Origin of the sequence: Xylocopilactobacillus apicola, from assembly GCF_033095985.1 — a bacterium.
Lineage (GTDB): Bacteria > Bacillota > Bacilli > Lactobacillales > Lactobacillaceae > Xylocopilactobacillus > Xylocopilactobacillus apicola.
This window is the reverse complement of sequence record NZ_AP026802.1, coordinates 1,230,492-1,249,638: the sequence shown is the minus strand read 5'-3', so window position 1 is coordinate 1,249,638 and position 19,147 is coordinate 1,230,492. Positions and strand designations below refer to the sequence as shown.

At 37.3% G+C, this 19,147-nt stretch carries 21 protein-coding genes and 1 other RNA gene; 15 read left to right on the top strand and 7 right to left on the bottom strand.

What is annotated here, in order from left to right:
- The 8 genes from trxA to R8495_RS06240 all read left to right on the top strand — a co-directional run bounded on the left by trxA (position 1) and on the right by R8495_RS06240 (position 7,549).
- Positions 1 to 312 (top strand): thioredoxin, encoded by a 312-nt coding sequence (trxA, locus tag R8495_RS06275; protein ID WP_317634630.1) that lies wholly within the window; start codon positions 1 to 3, stop codon positions 310 to 312.
- 233 nt (positions 313 to 545) lie between these two features.
- Entirely contained in the window at positions 546 to 863 is a 318-nt protein-coding gene (locus R8495_RS06270) for a lactococcin 972 family bacteriocin (RefSeq protein WP_317634629.1), read from the top strand.
- A 79-nt stretch (positions 864 to 942) separates the two neighbouring features.
- Entirely contained in the window at positions 943 to 2,958 is a 2,016-nt protein-coding gene (locus R8495_RS06265; RefSeq protein ID WP_317634628.1) for a bacteriocin-associated integral membrane family protein, read from the top strand.
- Positions 2,959 to 2,960: 2 nt separating this feature from the next.
- Positions 2,961 to 3,593: an ABC transporter ATP-binding protein gene (locus R8495_RS06260; protein WP_317634627.1), complete on the top strand. Its 633-nt coding sequence runs from the start codon at positions 2,961 to 2,963 to the stop codon at positions 3,591 to 3,593.
- Between the two features lie 41 nt (positions 3,594 to 3,634).
- On the top strand, positions 3,635 to 4,324 hold the full coding sequence (locus tag R8495_RS06255; RefSeq protein ID WP_317634626.1) for a LytTR family DNA-binding domain-containing protein: 690 nt from the start codon (positions 3,635 to 3,637) through the stop codon (positions 4,322 to 4,324).
- A 53-nt stretch (positions 4,325 to 4,377) separates the two neighbouring features.
- Positions 4,378 to 6,168, top strand: a complete 1,791-nt coding sequence (gene uvrC / locus R8495_RS06250; RefSeq protein ID WP_317634625.1) for an excinuclease ABC subunit UvrC — start codon at positions 4,378 to 4,380, stop codon at positions 6,166 to 6,168.
- A 48-nt stretch (positions 6,169 to 6,216) separates the two neighbouring features.
- Positions 6,217 to 6,558 carry a hypothetical protein gene (locus R8495_RS06245; protein WP_317634624.1) on the top strand — a complete coding sequence of 114 codons (342 nt, stop codon included), beginning with the start codon at positions 6,217 to 6,219 and terminating at the stop codon, positions 6,556 to 6,558.
- Positions 6,542 to 7,549, top strand: coding sequence for a YdcF family protein (locus R8495_RS06240; protein WP_317634623.1), 1,008 nt, complete (start codon positions 6,542 to 6,544; stop codon positions 7,547 to 7,549). Before R8495_RS06245 ends, R8495_RS06240 begins: the two co-directional genes overlap by 17 nt.
- A 1-nt stretch (position 7,550) precedes the next feature.
- On the opposite strand, the gene R8495_RS06235 is transcribed toward R8495_RS06240, so the two are convergent.
- Genes R8495_RS06235 through murI form a run of 4 tightly spaced genes read right to left on the bottom strand, consistent with a single transcriptional unit; the run spans position 7,551 to position 9,895 of the window.
- Positions 7,551 to 7,976, bottom strand: a complete 426-nt coding sequence (locus R8495_RS06235) for a DUF2507 domain-containing protein (protein ID WP_317634622.1) — start codon at positions 7,974 to 7,976, stop codon at positions 7,551 to 7,553.
- Positions 7,973 to 8,494 (bottom strand): metallophosphoesterase family protein, encoded by a 522-nt coding sequence (locus R8495_RS06230; protein ID WP_317634621.1) that lies wholly within the window; start codon positions 8,492 to 8,494, stop codon positions 7,973 to 7,975. The genes R8495_RS06235 and R8495_RS06230 overlap by 4 nt, the downstream gene beginning before the upstream one ends.
- The gene (locus R8495_RS06225; protein WP_317634620.1) at positions 8,472 to 9,089 is read right to left on the bottom strand and encodes an XTP/dITP diphosphatase; all 618 of its coding nucleotides are present in this window, start codon (positions 9,087 to 9,089) and stop codon (positions 8,472 to 8,474) included. The genes R8495_RS06230 and R8495_RS06225 overlap by 23 nt, the downstream gene beginning before the upstream one ends.
- Complete coding sequence (murI, locus tag R8495_RS06220) at positions 9,089 to 9,895, bottom strand: glutamate racemase (RefSeq protein WP_317634619.1); 807 nt, start codon at positions 9,893 to 9,895, stop codon at positions 9,089 to 9,091. The genes R8495_RS06225 and murI overlap by 1 nt, the downstream gene beginning before the upstream one ends.
- Before the next feature lie 117 nt (positions 9,896 to 10,012).
- Between murI and R8495_RS06215 the strand changes: the two genes are divergently transcribed.
- From R8495_RS06215 to hflX, 5 genes are all read left to right on the top strand, one after another.
- Entirely contained in the window at positions 10,013 to 10,432 is a 420-nt protein-coding gene (locus R8495_RS06215; RefSeq protein WP_317634618.1) for a DUF948 domain-containing protein, read from the top strand.
- A 1-nt stretch (position 10,433) separates the two neighbouring features.
- Positions 10,434 to 10,853 carry a hypothetical protein gene (locus R8495_RS06210; RefSeq protein ID WP_317634617.1) on the top strand — a complete coding sequence of 140 codons (420 nt, stop codon included), beginning with the start codon at positions 10,434 to 10,436 and terminating at the stop codon, positions 10,851 to 10,853.
- A gap of 286 nt (positions 10,854 to 11,139) precedes the next feature.
- On the top strand, positions 11,140 to 12,237 hold the full coding sequence (locus tag R8495_RS06205; RefSeq protein ID WP_317634616.1) for a M24 family metallopeptidase: 1,098 nt from the start codon (positions 11,140 to 11,142) through the stop codon (positions 12,235 to 12,237).
- A 22-nt stretch (positions 12,238 to 12,259) separates the two neighbouring features.
- Positions 12,260 to 13,507: an extracellular solute-binding protein gene (locus tag R8495_RS06200; protein ID WP_317634615.1), complete on the top strand. Its 1,248-nt coding sequence runs from the start codon at positions 12,260 to 12,262 to the stop codon at positions 13,505 to 13,507.
- Positions 13,508 to 13,519: 12 nt separating this feature from the next.
- Entirely contained in the window at positions 13,520 to 14,785 is a 1,266-nt protein-coding gene (gene hflX / locus R8495_RS06195; protein ID WP_317634614.1) for a GTPase HflX, read from the top strand.
- On the opposite strand, the gene R8495_RS06190 is transcribed toward hflX, so the two are convergent.
- The 3 genes from R8495_RS06190 to R8495_RS06180 all read right to left on the bottom strand — a co-directional run bounded on the left by R8495_RS06190 (position 14,772) and on the right by R8495_RS06180 (position 17,308).
- Positions 14,772 to 15,623 (bottom strand): YitT family protein, encoded by an 852-nt coding sequence (locus tag R8495_RS06190; protein WP_317634613.1) that lies wholly within the window; start codon positions 15,621 to 15,623, stop codon positions 14,772 to 14,774. The two genes, hflX and R8495_RS06190, sit on opposite strands and share 14 nt — an antisense overlap.
- A gap of 184 nt (positions 15,624 to 15,807) precedes the next feature.
- Entirely contained in the window at positions 15,808 to 16,470 is a 663-nt protein-coding gene (locus tag R8495_RS06185; protein WP_317634612.1) for a histidine phosphatase family protein, read from the bottom strand.
- A 7-nt stretch (positions 16,471 to 16,477) separates the two neighbouring features.
- The gene (locus tag R8495_RS06180) at positions 16,478 to 17,308 is read right to left on the bottom strand and encodes an aldo/keto reductase (protein ID WP_317634611.1); all 831 of its coding nucleotides are present in this window, start codon (positions 17,306 to 17,308) and stop codon (positions 16,478 to 16,480) included.
- A gap of 83 nt (positions 17,309 to 17,391) precedes the next feature.
- Between R8495_RS06180 and ffs the strand changes: the two genes are divergently transcribed.
- Both ffs and dnaX read left to right on the top strand, forming a co-directional pair.
- Positions 17,392 to 17,485, top strand: an RNA gene (ffs, locus tag R8495_RS06175) — signal recognition particle sRNA small type.
- Between the two features lie 13 nt (positions 17,486 to 17,498).
- A complete protein-coding gene (gene dnaX, locus R8495_RS06170) occupies positions 17,499 to 19,145 on the top strand; it encodes a DNA polymerase III subunit gamma/tau (protein WP_317634610.1) in 1,647 nt (548 codons plus the stop codon).
- Positions 19,146 to 19,147: the final 2 nt, after the last annotated feature.

Sequence of the window (19,147 nt, the reverse complement as noted above, 5' to 3'; positions counted from 1 at the left end):
ATGGTTACTGAAATAACAGATGCAAATTTTAATGATGAAACGAACAGTGGGGTAGTATTAACTGACTTTTGGGCAACTTGGTGTGGACCTTGCCGGATGCAATCGCCAGTGATTGATGATTTGGCATCGGAACGTGATGATGTTAAATTCACGAAGATGGACATTGATCAAAATCCTGAAACTCCGAAGGAATTTGGGATTCAAGCAATTCCGACCTTGTTAATCAAGAAGGACGGGGAAATCAAAGAACGGATCGTGGGTTTCCATCCGAAAGAACAATTAGCTGAGATTTTAGATAAATATACGAAATGATGAAAAGCTGATGAAATTGGAATCAAATTGATTTCGATTCTCGTCAGCTTTTTTACTATTCACGTCAAAAACTGACTGTTCACGTCACGGGTAACAAAAAACGCTTTCAACCTGCTACAATATGTTTATGTATTGATGCATAAGAGATTTTTATTTATGTCTTGATTCAAAAAATAAATGTGTTTACGAGTTTGTGAATGATATTTATAAACTCAAAAACAATGAAGGAAAAAATGACTTTAAATAAAGTTAAAAAAGCGCTTCTAACGGCAGTTGCCTTAGGAGCAGTTATTGGCCCAGTTACAACTGTGGCAGCTTATCAGGTTGAAGAGCGCCCCACTTATGCATCAGTATGGTGGTACGGTCATAATGATAAAGAGGGGGCCTACTCGGCTTACTACCATCAGAGTCAACACCACAGTGCCACTGTGAGAAGTAGATGGTTTAAAGAGAAATATAAAAAAGGTTTTGCTAGCCCAGCTCAGATGGCTTACGCCAATATTTGGACACTTTGGGGAGAACCAGCTGCTTTCTGGTATGATTACTACTGATAATTAATTATAAATATATATAAACACTAATTAGTTCGATAACACTAATTAGTGTTTTGTTGTATAAAAAGGATTATAAATGAAAAAAATATTTCTTGTTTTTTCCTCTGCAGTGGTCCTCCTCTTCTTGGCGTTTTCTTTGCAACAAAAGAAGGAACACTTAAATTCTGTCAGTTATCCTTCAGTGGATATTATCAATCCTGATCCTAAAAAAGAACAAGTCGATCGAGCTAAATTCGAACGAGAGCTTAACGAATTTGCCAGCGTTCATCACATTTTAATTGCTAAAGGTGTTCTTGTCGGGTCGAAAACCGAAGCAGATTTATATACTTATATGACCTACGGTGAAGGGAAGATACCCCAAGAACTCAAGCAAGCAAATAAATCAGATGCTAAAGCCAGTGATGTTACCAGTGGCTACTTAATTGTAAGGGGAAATCTTGATTCACAACTTCTGGTCAATAAATTTAGAGAACTTGGCTATAATGCCGTTTCTTTTGAAAAAATATCTTTTTTGCGAAGTTTTATTGTTCTGTTAAACGAAACTGCCGTCCTTTGCGTTTTGATCTTTTTGTTAACTTTTTCTGGATTGTCCTTAATTTACCGGATCAAAGACCTTCGCTTTGCGGGAATTCGCTTGGTTGCGGGAGAATCACTATTAACAGTGACCCTGCGCCCAGTGATTGCTGACTTCAAGACGATTACTTTAATTAATGGTGGCATGTGGCTAGTCGGACTGCTTGTTCTTGGGTTTAATCATAGTCTCCAATTTAATTTTGCCTTGCTTTTGGCGTTTGGGGCCATTCTCTATGCGGCGTTACTACTTTTCATTTCCCTAGCGTTCAGTATAATTTATTTATTTAGTCTTCATAACAGCAAATTAATGTCCTTAATTAACGGGCGCTTGCCGTTGAAGCGGATCCTAGGGGTTATGTTGTTAGCTCAATTTATAGCGATTGTGACCGTGGGATTCACGGTAAAACAATTTAGTACCGATTATGCATCCTACGAGGAAATGAATCAAGCCCAAAATAAATGGCAGGCGGCAAAAGATCGCTATCTCACGACCTATTCTTGGGCTGCGGGCGGAGTTAAAAAGACAGAGGCTGATAAAACGGATCAACTTTGTTACGATTTCTTAAACGAAGCGGTTAACCAGCAGGATGCCTTATTGTGTGAGAATCGTAATACCAAAAATCTTCCTTCTTTTCTAAGGGACAAGGTCGACGCAGCTGAATATGGTCCTGACGGGAATGCGATTTATGTGACACCCAACTATTTAATTAAACAAAATGTTGAAATTAGTTCAGAATTAAAAGAGCGTCTTCAACATCTAAAGCCAGGGGAGTTCGGGTTACTTTTTCCAGAAAAGTTGAAGGGACAAGAACAAGAATTAACTCAGGCATTCCTTAAATCTTGGAACAGTTTATTTGATGAATCAAAGTATCAAGGAAGTTCTTTTGAAGTTGTAAAAGGCTATTTAGCTAATAACCAGAAACGTTTTTACTATAATTCTGGCTTAGATTCAATGACGACCACACAGTTTATTAAAGATCCCATTATTGTTGTTTGGACTCCAACGTCTACACGTAGTACCCCAGGATCTAATATGTACTGGGCAGCGACCCTTAGTAGCAGAATTGCCTTTAAGGACTACGATTCAACTATTAAATTACTTAAAAAGTACAAATTATATAAGTACATGGGATTAGTGGAGAGCGGATTAGCTAGATATCAGCGGACCAGTAATGAGCTAAAAACTCGTTTAATTTCTTTACTAATTGGTTCAGCTTTAAGTATCGTAACTTCAATTTTCATGTTTACGTTAATGAATCTTCTATACTTTGAAGAATTCCGGCGGGAAATTTTTATTAAGCGAATTGCGGGGCTTAGTTTTACTGAGATTCACTTCAATTATCTGCTTGCTCAACTGGCGACTCTTATGGTTGCCTCGATTGCCGGATTCTGGCTGACAAAAGACTTGGCAATAATTACCGGGACAACAGTTCTGTTCCTTGGAATTGGCGCAGTTCTAACTTATCGTCAGTTCAAGCATGAAGATGAAATTGCCGCGACTGTAATGAAAGGACAATAATAATGCTGAAAACAGAAAATCTTACTAAGAAGTTCTCCGAAAGAACGTTGTTTGACCATGTAAATCTAGAATTCGATGCGGGCAAGGCTTACGCTTTAATTGGTCGTAGTGGGAGCGGGAAGACGACGTTACTAAATATTCTCGGCCACCTTGATAAACCTGACGAAGGTGATGTTCTTTATGAAGGGAAGAGTATCTTTAAGATCAAACCTCAGAAATTTTTCCGTAATGATTTGGGATATTTGTTTCAAAATTTCGGCTTGCTTGATTCCCAAACGATTTCGGACAATCTGGATTTAGGTCTCGTCGGCAAGAAGCTTGAACCTAGCGAGAAGAAAAAGAAGAAGCTGGCAGCTTTAGCGCAAGTTAATCTGGACTATCTCGATCTCGACCAGAAAATTTATGAAATTTCCGGGGGTGAGGCGCAGCGGGTTGCGTTAGCTAAGGTCATCTTAAAAGATCCGCCTTTGATCATGGCTGATGAACCAACGGCAGCACTTGACCCGACTAATGGGGACGAAGTAATGAAGCTGTTGTTGTCATTAAAGAACGATCATCGAACGATTATTGTTGCCACGCACAATAGTGCCATTTGGCAGCAAGCAGATGAGATCATTGATCTTGCAACCCTGTAGTTTTTAAGTTATCCTTCATTTAAACAGGATTGGAATTCATAATGGACATAAACGTTTTTATTTTTGCTAGAAGCGCTGGACTGATAAGTATGCTTAAAGAAGCGATCGACGATCTTCGTAGCTCTATTACAATTGTTCAAGCGACGCATTCGCCTCGAAAAATATTGGACAATATTAATCCGAACGAGACTAATATTTATTTTGTGGAGGTTGGATTACCGGTTCAAAATCATACAGGAATTAAACTTGCACGAGAAATTCAAGCTAAAGATTTGAATGGTCGTTTAATTTTGCTTGCTTCCCAGCTTGAATCAGTGATTCGAGCCATTTCACACAAACTTCAATTCACTAATATAATCGATAAAGTTAAAGAATTGCATGAAATAAAATTTCGCTTGAAGTCGATTTTGAAAGATTTTCTGATTAAACCTCAGATCTTAATTGATGGTAAATCTGTTTGTTGTGATGATTTGATTTGTCTGGAAGTCCATGATCATGAACTCAGAGCAGTGACCAAGTTTGAAACTTTCAAAGTGCGCGGAAGTCTGGCTAGTTATGAGAAACGTTTACCTGATTATTTCTTTCGCTGCAATCGTTATCTCGTTGTTAATTTGAAAGAAGTTAAGGTGGGTTCAGGTGGTTATGTCTTATCAAACAAAGTTAAGATCCATTGTGCACGCAGTAAACTCAAAGAATTAGAAGATAATTTACTTATTTTAAGTAACCGTTAATAATCTGCCATTAGCTGGAGCAGGTTATTTTTTTTTGTTACAATGATCTCGAAATGAAAGAAATAATCAAAAACAAACTGGAATTGCTGCCGGATCTTCCAGGCAGTTATCAAATGTATGACAAAGATCACCACATTATTTACGTGGGCAAAGCCAAGAATTTAAAGAATCGGGTGCGGTCTTATTTTACTGGCGCTCACAACGTGAAAACACAAAATCTGGTGGCTGATATTGCTGATTTCGAGTACATTGTCACTTCTTCAAATAAAGAGGCGCTGCTTTTAGAAATAAATTTAATTAAGAAGCATCGCCCGAAATACAATATTCTGTTAAAAGATGGCAAAACTTATCCTTACATTGAAATTACGAAAGAGCAATATCCCCGGCTTTTGATTACGCGTCAGGTTAACAAGAAAACGGGCATTTATTTCGGTCCTTACCCCGATGTTTATGCCGCCAATGAAACTAAGAAATTGCTTGATAAATTATATCCGTTACGTAAGTGTCGGGTTTTACCGAACAAAGTTTGCCTTTATTATCATTTAGGGCAATGTTTAGCACCGTGCGTTTTTAACATTGACCCTAAAGTCTATCAGGATATGGTCAGCGAGATCAAAAGTTTCCTAAATGGTGGCTATCACGAGATTCAGGATCGAATTCGAAAAGAAATGGAAGCGGCTGCTGAGAAATTAGAGTTCGAACGAGCACAAGAACTGCGTGATCAACTGCGCGCGATTAACTCGGTGATGGAGAAGCAGAAAATCACGAGTGTTGAAGACGATCAAGACCGCGATGTCTTTGGATACGTGGTAGATAAAGGCTGGATCAGCGTTTCGGTTCTTTATATCAGAACGGGGAAAATTATTAAGCGTGATGTGTCGATTTTTCCTTCGTATAACGACCCAGAAGATGATTTTCTGACTTTTTTTGCTCAATTCTATGACGGAAAGGAACATTTATTTCCAAAAGAAATTCTTTTGCCAAAAGACATTAATTCTGAAGATGCTCAAATGGTGCTTCATAAAGATGTCAAGATTACTAATCCGCAACGTGGTAAGAAGCGAGGTCTTGTAGTCATGGCTGAAAAGAATGCGAGTGTGGAACTTTTCGAGAAATTTAAGCTTAGAGAGAAAAAAGAGCAAAAATCCATTGGAGCGATTGAAGAGTTGGGGGAAGCATTAGAAATCCCAACACCTCATCGCATTGAAATTTTTGATAATTCCAATATTCAAGGGGCAGACCCAGTTTCTGCAATGGTGGTCTATCAAGAGGGACTTCCTGCGAAGAAGGAATATCGTAAGTACAAAATAAAAACGGTGATTGGCCCGGATGATTATTCTTCAATGCGTGAAGTTATTTATCGGCGCTATAGCCGAGTGATTAAAGATAATCTGCAGTTTCCAGATTTAATTATTGTCGACGGTGGCAAAGGGCAAATTAATGCCGCAAAGGAAGTTCTAGATAATCAATTGGGACTTGATATTCCAATTGCTGGTCTTGCTAAAGACGATAAACACAACACCAGTGAATTAATTTTTCGGGTTGGCGATATTGATGAAGTTATTCATCTGGATCGGCGTAGCGAGGCATTTTTTCTATTGCAGAGAATGCAAGATGAAGTGCACCGTTTTGTTATCACATTTTTCAAGAAAACCCATCAGCGAAATTCTCTAACTTCGATTTTAGAAAATGTCCCTGGTCTTGGACCAAAAAGGCGGAAATTGCTTCTAACTAAATATAAATCGATAACCGCAATTGCAAATGCGAGCGTCGAAGAATTGCACCAATTAAAGATTCCAACGCAAGTAGCTGAAGATCTCCTAAAGTATCTCGAAAAATATTAGTTTGCGCTTTCATGATATAATAAGATAAATAATAAAGGAGCGCTTAGAATGAAGAAATATTTGTTTGTTGATGCTCATCGCGGAGATATTGCAGTTCAAATGGCAGACGCTGATGAAGTCAGTTTAGTAGCTTATATTAAGAGAAAATTACATGCTTGGTACATAAACAAAGGTGTTCAAGGGGATCCAGAAGAATTATGTCAGAAACTGCCAGATAATCCGGTGAGCGATTTTTTCGTCAGCGACCGTAATACTTCGATTAGATATCTGAAGTCTGATGATATGTTTGTTGTTCGGTTTGATCGAATTAACATCGCCTCAGATGACCCAGATATTACTTTAGAGATTGTGCCGATGGAATTTGTACCAAATATTGAAATTGATAAATAAATGGCCAGTCGTTGGGATCGGTTTTCTGCTCTTTACCCTTTTTTTAATCTTTCTTTTAATTAGGCAGTTAAAAAGAGATCCACGGACTTTAAAAATTGGAGTTTTGAGTTTTAGCATTTTGGCTTGCCCATTTATCGCACTTCAAATGTTTTTCTTTAATGACGTGTTTTTTTGGGCTGAAATCTTAGTATTTGAGGGGATTACGACGATTTTTTCCTTTATTTTTTCTTCGTATTTGTTGTATCAATTGGTGAAACTTTGGATCCATAAAACATATACAATTAGTGATTTTTTATCTATCGTTGCGGTGATCTGTTATTTGGCCCTTTTAATTAATTTTTCTATTATAAATCGTGGATTTAATCAGCGTTTGCTCTTATTTGTTTTACTTTCAACCGTTTATCTGACAGTAACATTCGCTAATTTCTTTTTGTCCAGTCTTGTTTATGGACTATACATCCGTTTTCAAAATGTGCAAAACCGTTGGTTTGTATGCCTTGGAGCAGGGCTTCTTGATGGACGATTTGTTGGTAAATTATTAGCTAATAGAATTAAAACGGCAGTGAGTCAAGCAGAGAAATCAAAAGATTTAACGCCAGTAATCATTTTTTCTGGTGGACAAGGAGCAAACGAGTTAGTAAGTGAGGCATCTGCAATGCAAAAATACGCGGTGGAAGACCTAAAATTTCCTCTTTCTTGTACTCTCATGGAAGACCGATCGCGAAGTACTAAAGAAAATTTGCTTTTCAGCGCGAAATTAGTTGAGGGAGATAGCTTTATTTTCTGTACTAGTGATTATCATGTTTTTCGGGCCGCACTTCTTGCTAAAAAATTAGGATTTAATGCAAATGGAATAGGATGCAAGACTTCATTTTGTTATCGAACAATCGCTTTTTTGCGTGAATATGTCGGAGTTTTAGCGTTAAATAAAAAAAGACACCTCATAATTTTGGGCCTCTTTTTGCTTATTTCCATTATTTTGGGGATCTAAATTATTGCGGAATCGTTTGAATTAAAAACGAAACCGCTTTTTTCTTTGGATCAAGCTTAAATTGTCCTTCTGCAGGCCTTTGAATTGCAATAGTGATTGCTTGAGCTAAAAAGCCGGTTTCTAATGCAAATTCAGGCTTCTGAGAAACTAGGAATCTCTGATCGACAGATTTTCCCAGAACTTGAAATAAGTAAATATCTTTTTTTACTTTTTCCAGTGTGATTTGGCCAAATCCAATTTTCTCAAAAATCGCCATAATTTCCTCGATTTGCGGGAAATCAAAGTTATTGGCAAGGTCTTTGCCATAGTAATAAAGAATTTTATTTTTGTCGTCGTTAAAAATATCAGGTAAGACAATATCTCGCATTAATAGGCCAGAATCTCTTTTTTCTGGCGGCAAATTTAAGTAATTTTCTATTTTTTTCATTTGGTTCTTTCAAATATAAGCGGATTTTGGGGTAATTCTAAAAGTTGATCGGCACGGTTGTAACAAAATACTTGGTAAGTAGTATCGGTTATTTCCAAGATAACGTAAGTCCCTTTCTCTTGGATGAAATTACGCGGCTGAGAAATACTGCCAGGATTGATGATTAATTGTTGATCAATCTCTTGGACCGTTAGAAGGTGAGTATGCCCAAAGCAGATCACGTCAGCTCCGACCTTTTTAGCTTCTGCTCTGAGATTTTCAAGGTTTCGGTTTACTTCAAATAAATGGCCATGGGTTAAGAAAAAATTAATCCCTCGATCTTTAAGATCAACAGTCTCCGGAAAATCACCGTAATCCATATTACCTAAAACCGCAACAAATTTATCGAAAATTAGATTGTTTTCCATTAACTCGGAGTCACCGAGATAGAAATAATGATCGAAATCAGGATATTTATTTAATTTATCAAGCAAAATTGCCTCATCACCGTGAGCATCACTGCAAATTAAGATTCTCATTATTTTCTCCTTTAAGGTATTCAGGCCAATCTTTAATCAATTGCTCCATCGCTTTTCCGCGATGACTAATCTGGTTCTTTTCAGACATTGTCATCTCAGCAAAAGTCTTATCTTTTGGGGGATAATAGAAAATTGGATCATATCCAAAACCATCGTTTCCCTTTGGATGTTCAATGATAAGACCGTCGACTCTGCCAGTTTCTTCTATTTTACCGTATTTACTGATGACAACCAAGACGGTAATGAAGTGAGCCGTTCTTTTTTGAGGCGGGATTTTTTTGATTTTATTAATCAATTTGTCCATATTGGCTTTTGAGTCGTGGTCTTTAGCATATCTTGCCGAGTAAATCCCTGGTTCGCCGTTTAAGGCATCCACGACTAAACCTGAATCGTCTGCAATAACCGTTTCATTAGTAGCTTTGTAGATCGTTTGAGCTTTAATCGTGGCATTTTCCTTAAATGTGCTGCCATTTTCGATAATTGTTGGCAAATCAGTTAAGTCGTTTAACGTCACAATTTCATATTGATCTGAAAATAGTTTTTGAAATTCTTTAGCTTTGCCAGGATTTTTAGTTGCAATAATTATTTTTTCCATTAAGATTCCTCGGCTAAATGCTGGACTGCTTGAATTTTTTCGCCTAAAAATTTGTTTCCAACATTTTGCAAAACTGCGGGATTTCCCGTAGTGTAAAAAATATGCTGTGCTGGGGTTGAACTTTCCTCGCAAGCCAAATCGTTAGTTTTAAGAAATTCTGTCAGATTTTTAACCGCTTCTTGGCCAGAGTTAACCATTTGAAAGCGTTGGTTGGTAGCGTTATTGATCAGTTTTTCGATGATGGGAAAATGAGTACATCCCAAAACCATCGTGTCTGCATCAATATTTTCAAGTGGCGCTAACAGTCTATCAATCTCAGCTTGAACATTTGGATTTTGATAATCTCCAGCTTCGACAATTTGAACTAATTCTTGTGCTGCAAAGTCAGTTACTGTGCAGTCAGGATTTATTTTTTGAATTGTTTCATCGTATTTGCGACTTTTTACCGTGGCTTTAGTAGCCAAAACAACAATTTGATTGGTCGAAGTTAATTTAATAGCTTGCTGACTTCCTGCTTCAATTACACCAAAGATTGGGACTGGACAAGTTTTCTCAATCACTGGTAAAGCAATAGCACTTGAGGTGTTGCAAGCACAGACGATCGCTTTGACATCTTTAGATATCAGAAAATCTACGATTTTTTGGCTGTAGTCAGTAATTTCTGTTTGTGTTTTTGTTCCATAGGGAAGATGTGCTTCGTCGGCGACGTAGATTGTATCTTCCTGGGGGAGTAGAGCAAAGTGTTCTTTTAAAGCAGTAAGCCCACCAATCCCCGAATCAAAGTAACCAATTGGCCGATTATTCATTTCAACCTCCTTAAACTATTATTCTATCGCATTATCAATTAAAATACTTCACCAATTTTCGGCGGTAATAATTGCCTTTACATTAGTTTTATGATATTTTTAGGTGCGGAGGTTGTTATGTCTGAAAGTGGAATCGCATTAATTGTAATTGCTGCAGCATTTGCTTTAATTGCAATTTTTGTAGTAGTATTTTTGGTTAAATTGTCCAAGGCAGTTACCAAGGGTTCACAAACAATTGAACAAGTTGAAAATACAGTTAAAGTAGCTACTGATGAGCTACAGGTTATTTCTAAAGAATTGGAAGATATTTTAGCTAAAACCAACACGTTGGTTGGCGACGTTAATTTGAAGATGGACGAAGTCAATGACGCTTTTATTGCCGTTGGTGATCTTGGAAAATCTGCATCAGAGCTGAATTCAGCGACAAAAAAATTTGTGAAAAAAACTAACAATAGAGGAAAAAATAGTTCTGGAATGAGAGCACTGCGGGTTGCCCGTTCGCTTTTCTCCGGGGGAAAGAAAAAAGGAGTAAAATAAAATGTCAAAAACAGGTAGTTTTATCTTAGGATTTGCGATGGGTGTTGGAACGGTTCTTTTAACCACCAAGTTTTTAACTTCTGAGGCTGGTGAAGATTTACAAGATCGTTTTAAGGAAGTCAGTGATAGTTTCAAAGATCGAATTTCTGATTATTATGACTATGCTGATTCAGCAGCTGAGGATCTCAAAGATAATGCGATGAACAAGTGGGATGAATTTAGCGATCGATTCCATGGTGAAGAAGATGATGATTATGGTGATAATAGCGTTAGTGATTTAGAATTTGATCTCGCAGAAGATGGTACAATGCATCCAAGTGCTAGTGTCGATACTTCTGAATTTCAACAAGCAACAACAGTTGAAGATCAGGTCAGTAAAGCAGTTGATAAGGTCAAAGGCGCAGTTGACGAAGTTAAATAACAAGTAATCAGAGAGGGACAAATTGTTCTTTTTTTAAAATTCAAAAATAATTTTAAGTGATTTCATTTAGAAACTTTGCATTATAAGTTCAATTGCAACCATCATTTGAATATTCATTTTGGTGGATGGTTGTATCGAAACAATGGCAATTTTCTTCGTCGTGTGAGACGGAGCGGATTGCTTTTTGTTTTATTTAGAGGGAAAAAAAGGTATTAAACGCTCTCATCATGATTTTTAAAGCTGTTGTACAGATAGTGTGTTAAAATTAGCCACGAGGTATAGAAAAATGAATAACCATTTAGAACAATTAATTAAATTTTTAGAAGAAAATGAACTTGATTTAGCTTATTTGAGTGATCCGACGAATATTTTTTATTACACGGGGTTTTTGGCGGATCCTCATGAGCGGACGCTTGCTTTCTTTGTTGATCGGTCGGGGAGAAATTTCCTATTTACACCAGCGTTAGAAGTCTCATCGGCTCATGATGCGGGCTTTAGTGGTGAGGTTTATGGATACTTAGACGAAGAAGATCCTTATACCAAAATTAGTGAGCATTTAGCTCGACTTGATGACAAATTTAACCGAGTTGGCATCGAAAAATCTCAACTCACAGTTTCTCGCTTTGAACAATTGAAGCGAATTTTACCGCAAACTGCTCAATTTCTCGATCTAACGAGCGCAATTGAAAGTCAACGTTTGATTAAAACAGAAGACGAAATTGCTAAAATGATAGCAGCCGGATCAGAAGCAGATTATGCTTTTGAAATTGCGCAAAAGTATTGTCGTCCAGGAATTACTGAAGTTGAACTGGTTAATGAAATTGAGAGTGCTCTTAGAAAGAAAGGGGTGCTCCATGTAAGTTTTGATACGTTGGTTCAGGCTGGTAAAATGGCAGCTAATCCACACGGTGAACCGACGACTAATCAAGTAGCAGATCATGATCTCGTTCTTTTTGATCTGGGGACCGTGCATGATAATTATGTTAGTGACGCGACCCGTACATTTGCTGTAGGTTCGATCGATGACCGTCAGCGCGATATTTACGAAGTCTGTTTAGAAGCGCAACTTGCTGCGATGGATTTTGCTAAGCCAGGAGTTACTGCTTCACAGTTAGACAAGGTGGCACGAAATATTATAAGTGAACACGGTTACGGCGAGTATTTCAATCATCGATTGGGTCATGGATTGGGTATTTCGGTGCATGAATTTCCGTCGATAATGGCGGGAAATGATTTGGTTTTAACCCCAGGCATGTGCTTTTCAATTGAACCAGGAATTTATATTCCCGGTTTCGCGGGAGTTCGAATTGAAGATTCGGTTTATGTCACGGAAAATGGAGTTGAGCCGTTTACCCATTCAACCAAAGAACTGGTTACGCTGTAAAAATAATTTCGGAGAGTAAAATATGCGTTTAAATTGGAAAAAAATTTTCTTTAGTCTGATTACTTTAATGCTATCGCTTATATTAGTTGGTTGCACGGGTAGTGATAATAGTTCTAAAGCACCTAAAGAAAAATCTGATCAAGTGATAAAGGGGAAACTTAAGCTTTGGGTTGATCCAAATTATGTTGCCGTTTACACTAAAATTGCGCATGATTTTGAAAATAAATATCCCGAAGTTAAAATAACAATTCAAGCAAGTAATTCGGATCAAATGAAAAGGATGGTTAGTAAAGATCCTTCAAAGGCAGCAGATGTTTTTATGATCTCGAACGATCAAATTGGTTCGATGGTAAATTCTGGTCTAATCTATCCTCTTCGTGATCGAAGAGTTGATGAAATTAAGAATAATAATTCTCATAACATCGTTGAAGCAATAACCTTTAAGAATAATATTTACGGTTATCCAGTCGGTATTGATACCCAAGTTCTTTATTACGATAAATCAAAATTATCTCCTAATGATGTTTTACATTGGGATCAATTGACTTCAAAGGCAGCAGTGAGCCTCGGTTTTACTTCTATGAATGGCAGTTATACGCTCACTCCTCTTTTTATGAGTAATGGAGACCAATTATTTGGTGAAAAAGGTGATAATGTTAAAGAAACTAATTTCAACAACGAAAAAGGGATTGAAGTTCTTCGATGGGTGGCCCAGCAGAAAACTAATCAAAGAGTTGTTGATGCAACAACTGGAACTGCTCAAGCCAATTTAGAAAACGAAAAAATTCAAGCCTGGGTTGCTGATAGCTCATTAAAAAGCAGCTTTCAAAAACAATTAAATAATAATTTATCTGCTACAGTATTGCCCATGGTGAAGCTAAGTGATAAAGAGCTTGTTTTTAAATCGTTTTTGCATGTGAAACTTTTTGGGGTTAATCAACAGACAAAATTGCCTCAAGCAGCAATGACTTTAGCAGAATTTTTAACGAGTAAAGAATCACAGCTTTTGACTTTTAAAGATCAAGGCTTGACCCCAGCTAATCAACAACTTCAAAAAGATCCGACTATTTTAAACGATTCTGTTGCTAAATCAGTTATTAAGATGAGTGATCAAGAACATGCGGCAGTTCTACCAAAATTAAGACAGTTATCTGCTTTTTGGCCAGAAATGGATCAATTATTAAATGATACCTATAATGGTAAAGTGCAAGAGTCTGATTATCAAAATCAACTTGATGAATTAGTTAACAAGATCTCCACAATTAAATAATAGGAGAAGTATTTGAAAAAAGTAATTATTGCAGGCGTTGATAACAAAGATCCAAGATTTTTATCTCAAATGGCTGAATTAAAAGGCTTAGCTGTTGCTGATGATTTTGAAGTTGTTAAACAAATTACACAAAAATTAGATCACAGATTAGCGGGAACTTACTTCGGTCACGGAAAATTAAGTGAAATAAAAGATGAAATATCGCAAGCCGAAGCGGAAGTCTTGATTGTTAACGATGAACTATCGCCAACCCAAATTAGAAATTTAGAGAAGATATTGCAAACTTCAGTAATTGATCGAACTGAATTAATTCTTGAAATTTTCAAACGGCGCGCACGGACTAAAGAAGCAAAAATTCAAGTTGAAATTGCTCAATTACAATATGAAATGCCTCGAATTCACCCATCAGCTCAACGGCTTGACCAACAAGGTGGCGGGGGCGGAGGATTACATAACCGGGGAGCCGGTGAAACTAAATCTGAAATAAATCGACGGACTATTGTTAAACAAATCAGCGAGTTAAAAAATCGTCTCAAGAAGGTTGAACTGATACATCAGACCCAAAGTGAGCAAAGAGCTCAATCGGGTTTGCCGTCTGTTGCACTTGTTGGGTATACCAATGCTGGTAAATCGACGACTTTTAATAATTTACCCCCAGCGATTGGCGCGAGTTTAAGATCGAAAGAGCCTGTGTTTTCAGCAAATATGTTGTTTGCCACCCTTGATACGACGATCAAATCACTTCGTTTGACTGATCAGCGCGAGTTTTTGCTTAGTGATACAGTTGGTTTTATTACCGGTTTGCCTCACCAGCTCATTGAATCTTTCAAAACTACGCTCCAAGAAGCAAAAGACGCTGATCTTTTGATCAACGTCGTCGACTATGCAGACCCTAATTGTGAGGAAATGATCACAACCACTCAAAAAGTTTTGGCAGAGATTGGGGCAGGGGAAATCCCAATGATCACTTTTTACAATAAAGCAGATCTTCTGCCGGACCAAGTTTATCCGCTTATTAAAGATAACAATATTTTTGGTTCCGCAAATGATTCTGAAACTCTCAAACAATTAGGGCAATTAATTATCAAAAATATTTTTGGGGACTTTAAGGAAGTTACTCTATTAATTCCTTTTGACCAAGGAGAAGTGGCTTCGCAAATTATGGCTAATTATCCTGTTATTTCTTACGAATATCTAGCTGAAGGTACCAAAATTTTGGCAAATTTGAGTCTTGCAGCTCAAGGTCGATTCCAAAAATTCTTTGTTAAATCGAATTAAAGACCCCATTACGAACTTCCGAAATATTATAAGTTACCATGAAAGCTTTTTTATCAACAGTAAGAATTTCACTCACCAGGTCAGGATAATCAATGTTGCTAGTAACTACCATCAACATTTCCTTATTTTCGCCGTTTTTGCCGCCGCGTACGTCGAAGATGGTGTATCCTTGTTCACTTGCTTCATCAATAACCTGCTTGATATCTTCTAAATGCTCTTCACTCATAATGTTGAGCATTATTTTGTGATCAAAACCTAGCATAATGTAGTTCATTACGATCGAAGTAATCACTAAAGAGAAGGTGGCGAGGAAAAAAGCGTTCGTTCCATCGACAAAAATATTAAATACAGTAACTGCAGTATCAATGACTAGTAAAGTAACCGAAGGATTGATGTGAAAATATTTCTTTAAAATTAGCGGCGGGACTGCGGTGCCGCCGGAAGAAGCATCAACATGGTATAAAAGTGCGACTCCAAAACCAAACACTGCACCGCCTATGACCATTGCCAAAACATTATCTTCAACAACTTTGAAACTTGGAGTCAGATACATAAACAATGGTAAAAGAAAGCTACCAATCGCGATTTTCATGACCACTTTTCTTCCTAAAAAACAAGCGGCTAGAATAATCATTAACGTGTTGATAATTAAAACGACGATGGATCGATTCCAGCCAAAGGCGGCAGAAGCTAGAATGGAAATTCCGGTGGCTCCGCCTGCCGCAATATTAATTGGAGCGTAAAAGAAATTGATGCTGATTGAAATAATTTCAATCGCCACGCAAATAACAATTAGTTGGGTAAAGAAGTTTTTATTGAGAACTTGTAATTTTTTCATTATACTTTAGTTGGGAAGGGAAGCCCTCGCTTAAGTATTTATTGAGCCAATTTTCCCATTCCTTTCCTTAGTTAGTATCAGCGAGGTGAACCTTTTTCAAAATAAACTAGTATTTTTGCTTATAAAAGTATAGCAAACTTTTGTTTGTGAAAGAAATAAAAAAGCCCTTCCAAAGGAGAGCTTATTAAATTTTTAATTTATTGTAGTCTTTAACTTTGATCTGGCGATTTTGATTCATTTCAATAGTTGTGATGCTGCCATTTCGGGGTGGATCAGTTAAATCGAATTGCTTTTCGCTTGAATAACGACCGACGATACTACGAATTGTAGTACCATGAGTGACTAAGAGCACGGGATCACTTGAAGTAAAAGAAACTTGTTTTGCTAAAAATTCAAAGGCTTTGTCAAGGCGCTGCCAATACTGATCAGCAGTCTCGGCTTCATGGAAAGGATCAGCCTGGTGCATTAAATCTTTAGCATAATCAAGATCAAAATTAGTAACGAGGTCGTTAAATGTCCGATATCCAGCTTGATGAGCGGTTAGAAGCCAAGTTTCAGGTGAGTTCATGCCCTCAAAGTAGCCATAAAAACATTCTCGGAAATTTGGGATTTCGACTAATTTTGGGGGATTGGCTAAATTATAATCCAAGATGATCTGAGCTGTATTTCGCGCCCGGTTAGCGTCACTCGAAGCAGCATAAGCAAATTTGATATTTTTGAAAACCTCACCAACTCTTTTGGCGTCTTTGACGCCATTTTCAGTCAAAGGAGAGTCTGACCAACCTTGCATGCGGTTGTAGCGATTAAAATAAGTTTGTCCGTGTCTTACTAAATATATAGTTGTCATTTTTACCTCAAAATTCTTCGTAGACGGCGGGGTCTTGATTTTTGTTACGACCATTACTACGTGTTAGTTGATTAATTTCTTCGACTTCAGAGTCAGTAAGTTGGAAATCAAATAATTCCAAATTACTTTTTTGATGCTCATTTGTTGAAGATTTAGGAATCGGCATCGTTTTTAATTGAATTTCCCAGCGTAAGATAATTTGTTGTGGCTTTTTGTTGTACTTAGCTGCTAAATTTGTGATTACTTTCTCATCTGTAACAGCGCGCCCGCGAGCCAAAGGACTCCAATCTTGCGTTAAAATTCCGTGCCGTTGATCATATTTTCGCTGTTCTTCTTGGTTAAAGTAGGGATGCAGCTCTACTTGATTGATGGAAGGAAGAATGCCAGTTTCTTTTTCCAGTCGCTCGAGATGCGTAGGTAAGAAATTGCTAACACCAATTGAGCGAACCAATCCAAATTTTTGAGCATCAATTAACGCCTGCCAAGCTTCAACATATTGATCTTGGATCGGGTCAGGCCAATGAATAAGATAAAGATCGAGATAGTCAAGGTTCATTCGAAACAGTGATTCTTGAATGGTTTGAATTGCTTCTTGATATCGATGATGACGTCCAGGTAGTTTAGAAGCAACGATTATCTTACCTCTAGAAATTCCAGAGTTCTTGATAGCTTGGCCAACGGCACCTTCGTTTTCATAATTAAAGGCACAATCTAAATATCGATACCCATTATAAAGAGCGGAAGTAATCGCATTGACCCCCAAAGAACCGTTTAATTTATAGGTTCCAAAACCGATTGCCGGTAAAACAAGTCCGTCATTTAATTGAAAATTTTCCATTTGAAACACTCCTTTAATAAGTATTTTAACTCAAATTCTGATTTTTTTTAAAACTAGGGTAGAAATATTTCTATTTTACGATATAATAAGTTCTGGGCAATGGTATGCCGTTGAACCGTGTCAGGTCCGGAAGGAAGCAGCACTAAGGCGGAGGTATCATGTGCCTTTTTAGTATCCAAAGGAAATAAATATGTCATATCAAGCTTTATATCGGAAATATCGACCGGTTGATTTCAATGGAATTGTAGGACAGCCGGTTTTAGTACAGACTTTGAAAAATGCCGTGACTACGGGGCATATAACTCATGCCTATCTTTTTTCTGGTCCACGTGGAACCGGCAAGACTTCGACCTCTCGAGTATTTGCTAAATCAATTAATTGTCATTTTGCCCAAGATGGTGAGCCCTGTAACGAGTGTGAAACTTGTCAGGGGATTAATAATGGGACATTAGCTGATTATGTGGAAATTGATGCGGCTTCTAATAATGGAGTGGACGAAATTCGTAATATTCGCTCTCAGATTAAGTATGCGCCTCTGGTTGCTGACTATAAAATATACGTTATTGATGAAGCGCACATGTTGTCGCTCGGTGCTTTTAATGCCTTACTAAAAACACTTGAGGAGCCACCAGCATATGCGGTTTTTATTTTGGCAACAACTAATCCTCAGAAAATTCCAGCTACAATAATTTCCCGTTTGCAAAAATATGATTTTCATCGTTTAAGTGATGAAGAGATCACAGAGCAATTATCCTCTATTCTAAAGCAAGAAAATGTGACTTATGAAGAGGATGCTTTAAAAATGATTGCGCAACTTGCTAATGGCGGGATGCGGGATGCTTTGAGCATTCTCGATCAAGCAGTAACTTTAAGTAACGGAGAAGTAACGCTTGATCTTGTTACCAATTTAACTGGTACAACTAAAAAAAATCTACTATTGGCCTATTTGCGGGATACTTACCAAGGAGAAGTTAAGAAATCGGTCGATGAAATTGAAGAAATTATTCATGAAGGTAAAGACCTTTCTCAATTTATTCACGATTTAATTGTTTTATTGAAAGAACTTTTGTTGTTTCAAAATGGAATTGTAGGAACTACTTATCAAGCTGATGAATTAAAAGATTTTAAAGAAATTCCTTCAGTGTGGGTTTTTTCAGCGATTAAAATTCTTAACGAGCAAAATCAACTTTTGCAAAAAACCGTTTATGGTGATCTTTTAACCGAAATTATGACGATTCAGCTAGCAAATTTAGCGAAAGAACCAGTTAAACAAACGTCAGTTCCTGAAAAGATCCAGCATTCTCAACCGAAGACTCCCGCTAAAATAGTGAGCGAACCAGTTTCTAAAGCTGAATTTCAACCGATTATTGAAAAGACGGTCATCGAAAAGGGAGATTTTACTGATCATGATCGTTTAAATTCAGTTTTAAAGCAAGCCACTCGAACTGATCTCAATGATTTGCTAGACAAGTGGGATCAACTTATTGAGCAGACTGAAGGAGAATTAGCAGCAGCAATTAAGTATACTAAACCAGTGGCAGCTTCAACTGAAGGGGTGATCGTAGCTTTTAAGTTTCCAACTTTTGTTACAAAACTAGACCAACATGCTAATCTGCGGGAAGATTTTACGAATTTGTTGGGCAAAAAATCCTACGGTATCTCTGAGGATGAGTGGCCTGAGTACCGTAAAAGTTATCTTCAAACGTTAAGAAAAGGTCAAGCAAGTCCTCCAGTTCAAAAAACTGAGGAATTAAACAACGAATCAGAATTAAGCCCAAATATGGAGGCAATTATTAAGTTTTTGGGAAAAGAAAACGTAAAAATAATTGATGATTAAAA

Coding starts and splice junctions, on each gene's coding strand:
- uvrC (WP_317634625.1), top strand. CDS start 4,378: ATGAAAGAAATAATCAAAAACAAACTGGAATTGCTGCCGGATCTTCCA.
- dnaX (WP_317634610.1), top strand. CDS start 17,499: ATGTCATATCAAGCTTTATATCGGAAATATCGACCGGTTGATTTCAAT.
- R8495_RS06210 (WP_317634617.1), top strand. CDS start 10,434: ATGTCAAAAACAGGTAGTTTTATCTTAGGATTTGCGATGGGTGTTGGA.
- R8495_RS06260 (WP_317634627.1), top strand. CDS start 2,961: ATGCTGAAAACAGAAAATCTTACTAAGAAGTTCTCCGAAAGAACGTTG.
- R8495_RS06180 (WP_317634611.1), bottom strand. CDS start 17,308: ATGGAAAATTTTCAATTAAATGACGGACTTGTTTTACCGGCAATCGGT.
- trxA (WP_317634630.1), top strand. CDS start 1: ATGGTTACTGAAATAACAGATGCAAATTTTAATGATGAAACGAACAGT.
- R8495_RS06230 (WP_317634621.1), bottom strand. CDS start 8,494: ATGAGAATCTTAATTTGCAGTGATGCTCACGGTGATGAGGCAATTTTG.
- R8495_RS06200 (WP_317634615.1), top strand. CDS start 12,260: ATGCGTTTAAATTGGAAAAAAATTTTCTTTAGTCTGATTACTTTAATG.
- R8495_RS06265 (WP_317634628.1), top strand. CDS start 943: ATGAAAAAAATATTTCTTGTTTTTTCCTCTGCAGTGGTCCTCCTCTTC.
- R8495_RS06270 (WP_317634629.1), top strand. CDS start 546: ATGACTTTAAATAAAGTTAAAAAAGCGCTTCTAACGGCAGTTGCCTTA.
- R8495_RS06235 (WP_317634622.1), bottom strand. CDS start 7,976: ATGAAAAAAATAGAAAATTACTTAAATTTGCCGCCAGAAAAAAGAGAT.
- murI (WP_317634619.1), bottom strand. CDS start 9,895: ATGAATAATCGGCCAATTGGTTACTTTGATTCGGGGATTGGTGGGCTT.
- R8495_RS06215 (WP_317634618.1), top strand. CDS start 10,013: ATGTCTGAAAGTGGAATCGCATTAATTGTAATTGCTGCAGCATTTGCT.
- R8495_RS06255 (WP_317634626.1), top strand. CDS start 3,635: ATGGACATAAACGTTTTTATTTTTGCTAGAAGCGCTGGACTGATAAGT.
- R8495_RS06190 (WP_317634613.1), bottom strand. CDS start 15,623: ATGAAAAAATTACAAGTTCTCAATAAAAACTTCTTTACCCAACTAATT.
- R8495_RS06245 (WP_317634624.1), top strand. CDS start 6,217: ATGAAGAAATATTTGTTTGTTGATGCTCATCGCGGAGATATTGCAGTT.
- R8495_RS06205 (WP_317634616.1), top strand. CDS start 11,140: ATGAATAACCATTTAGAACAATTAATTAAATTTTTAGAAGAAAATGAA.
- R8495_RS06185 (WP_317634612.1), bottom strand. CDS start 16,470: ATGACAACTATATATTTAGTAAGACACGGACAAACTTATTTTAATCGC.
- R8495_RS06225 (WP_317634620.1), bottom strand. CDS start 9,089: ATGGAAAAAATAATTATTGCAACTAAAAATCCTGGCAAAGCTAAAGAA.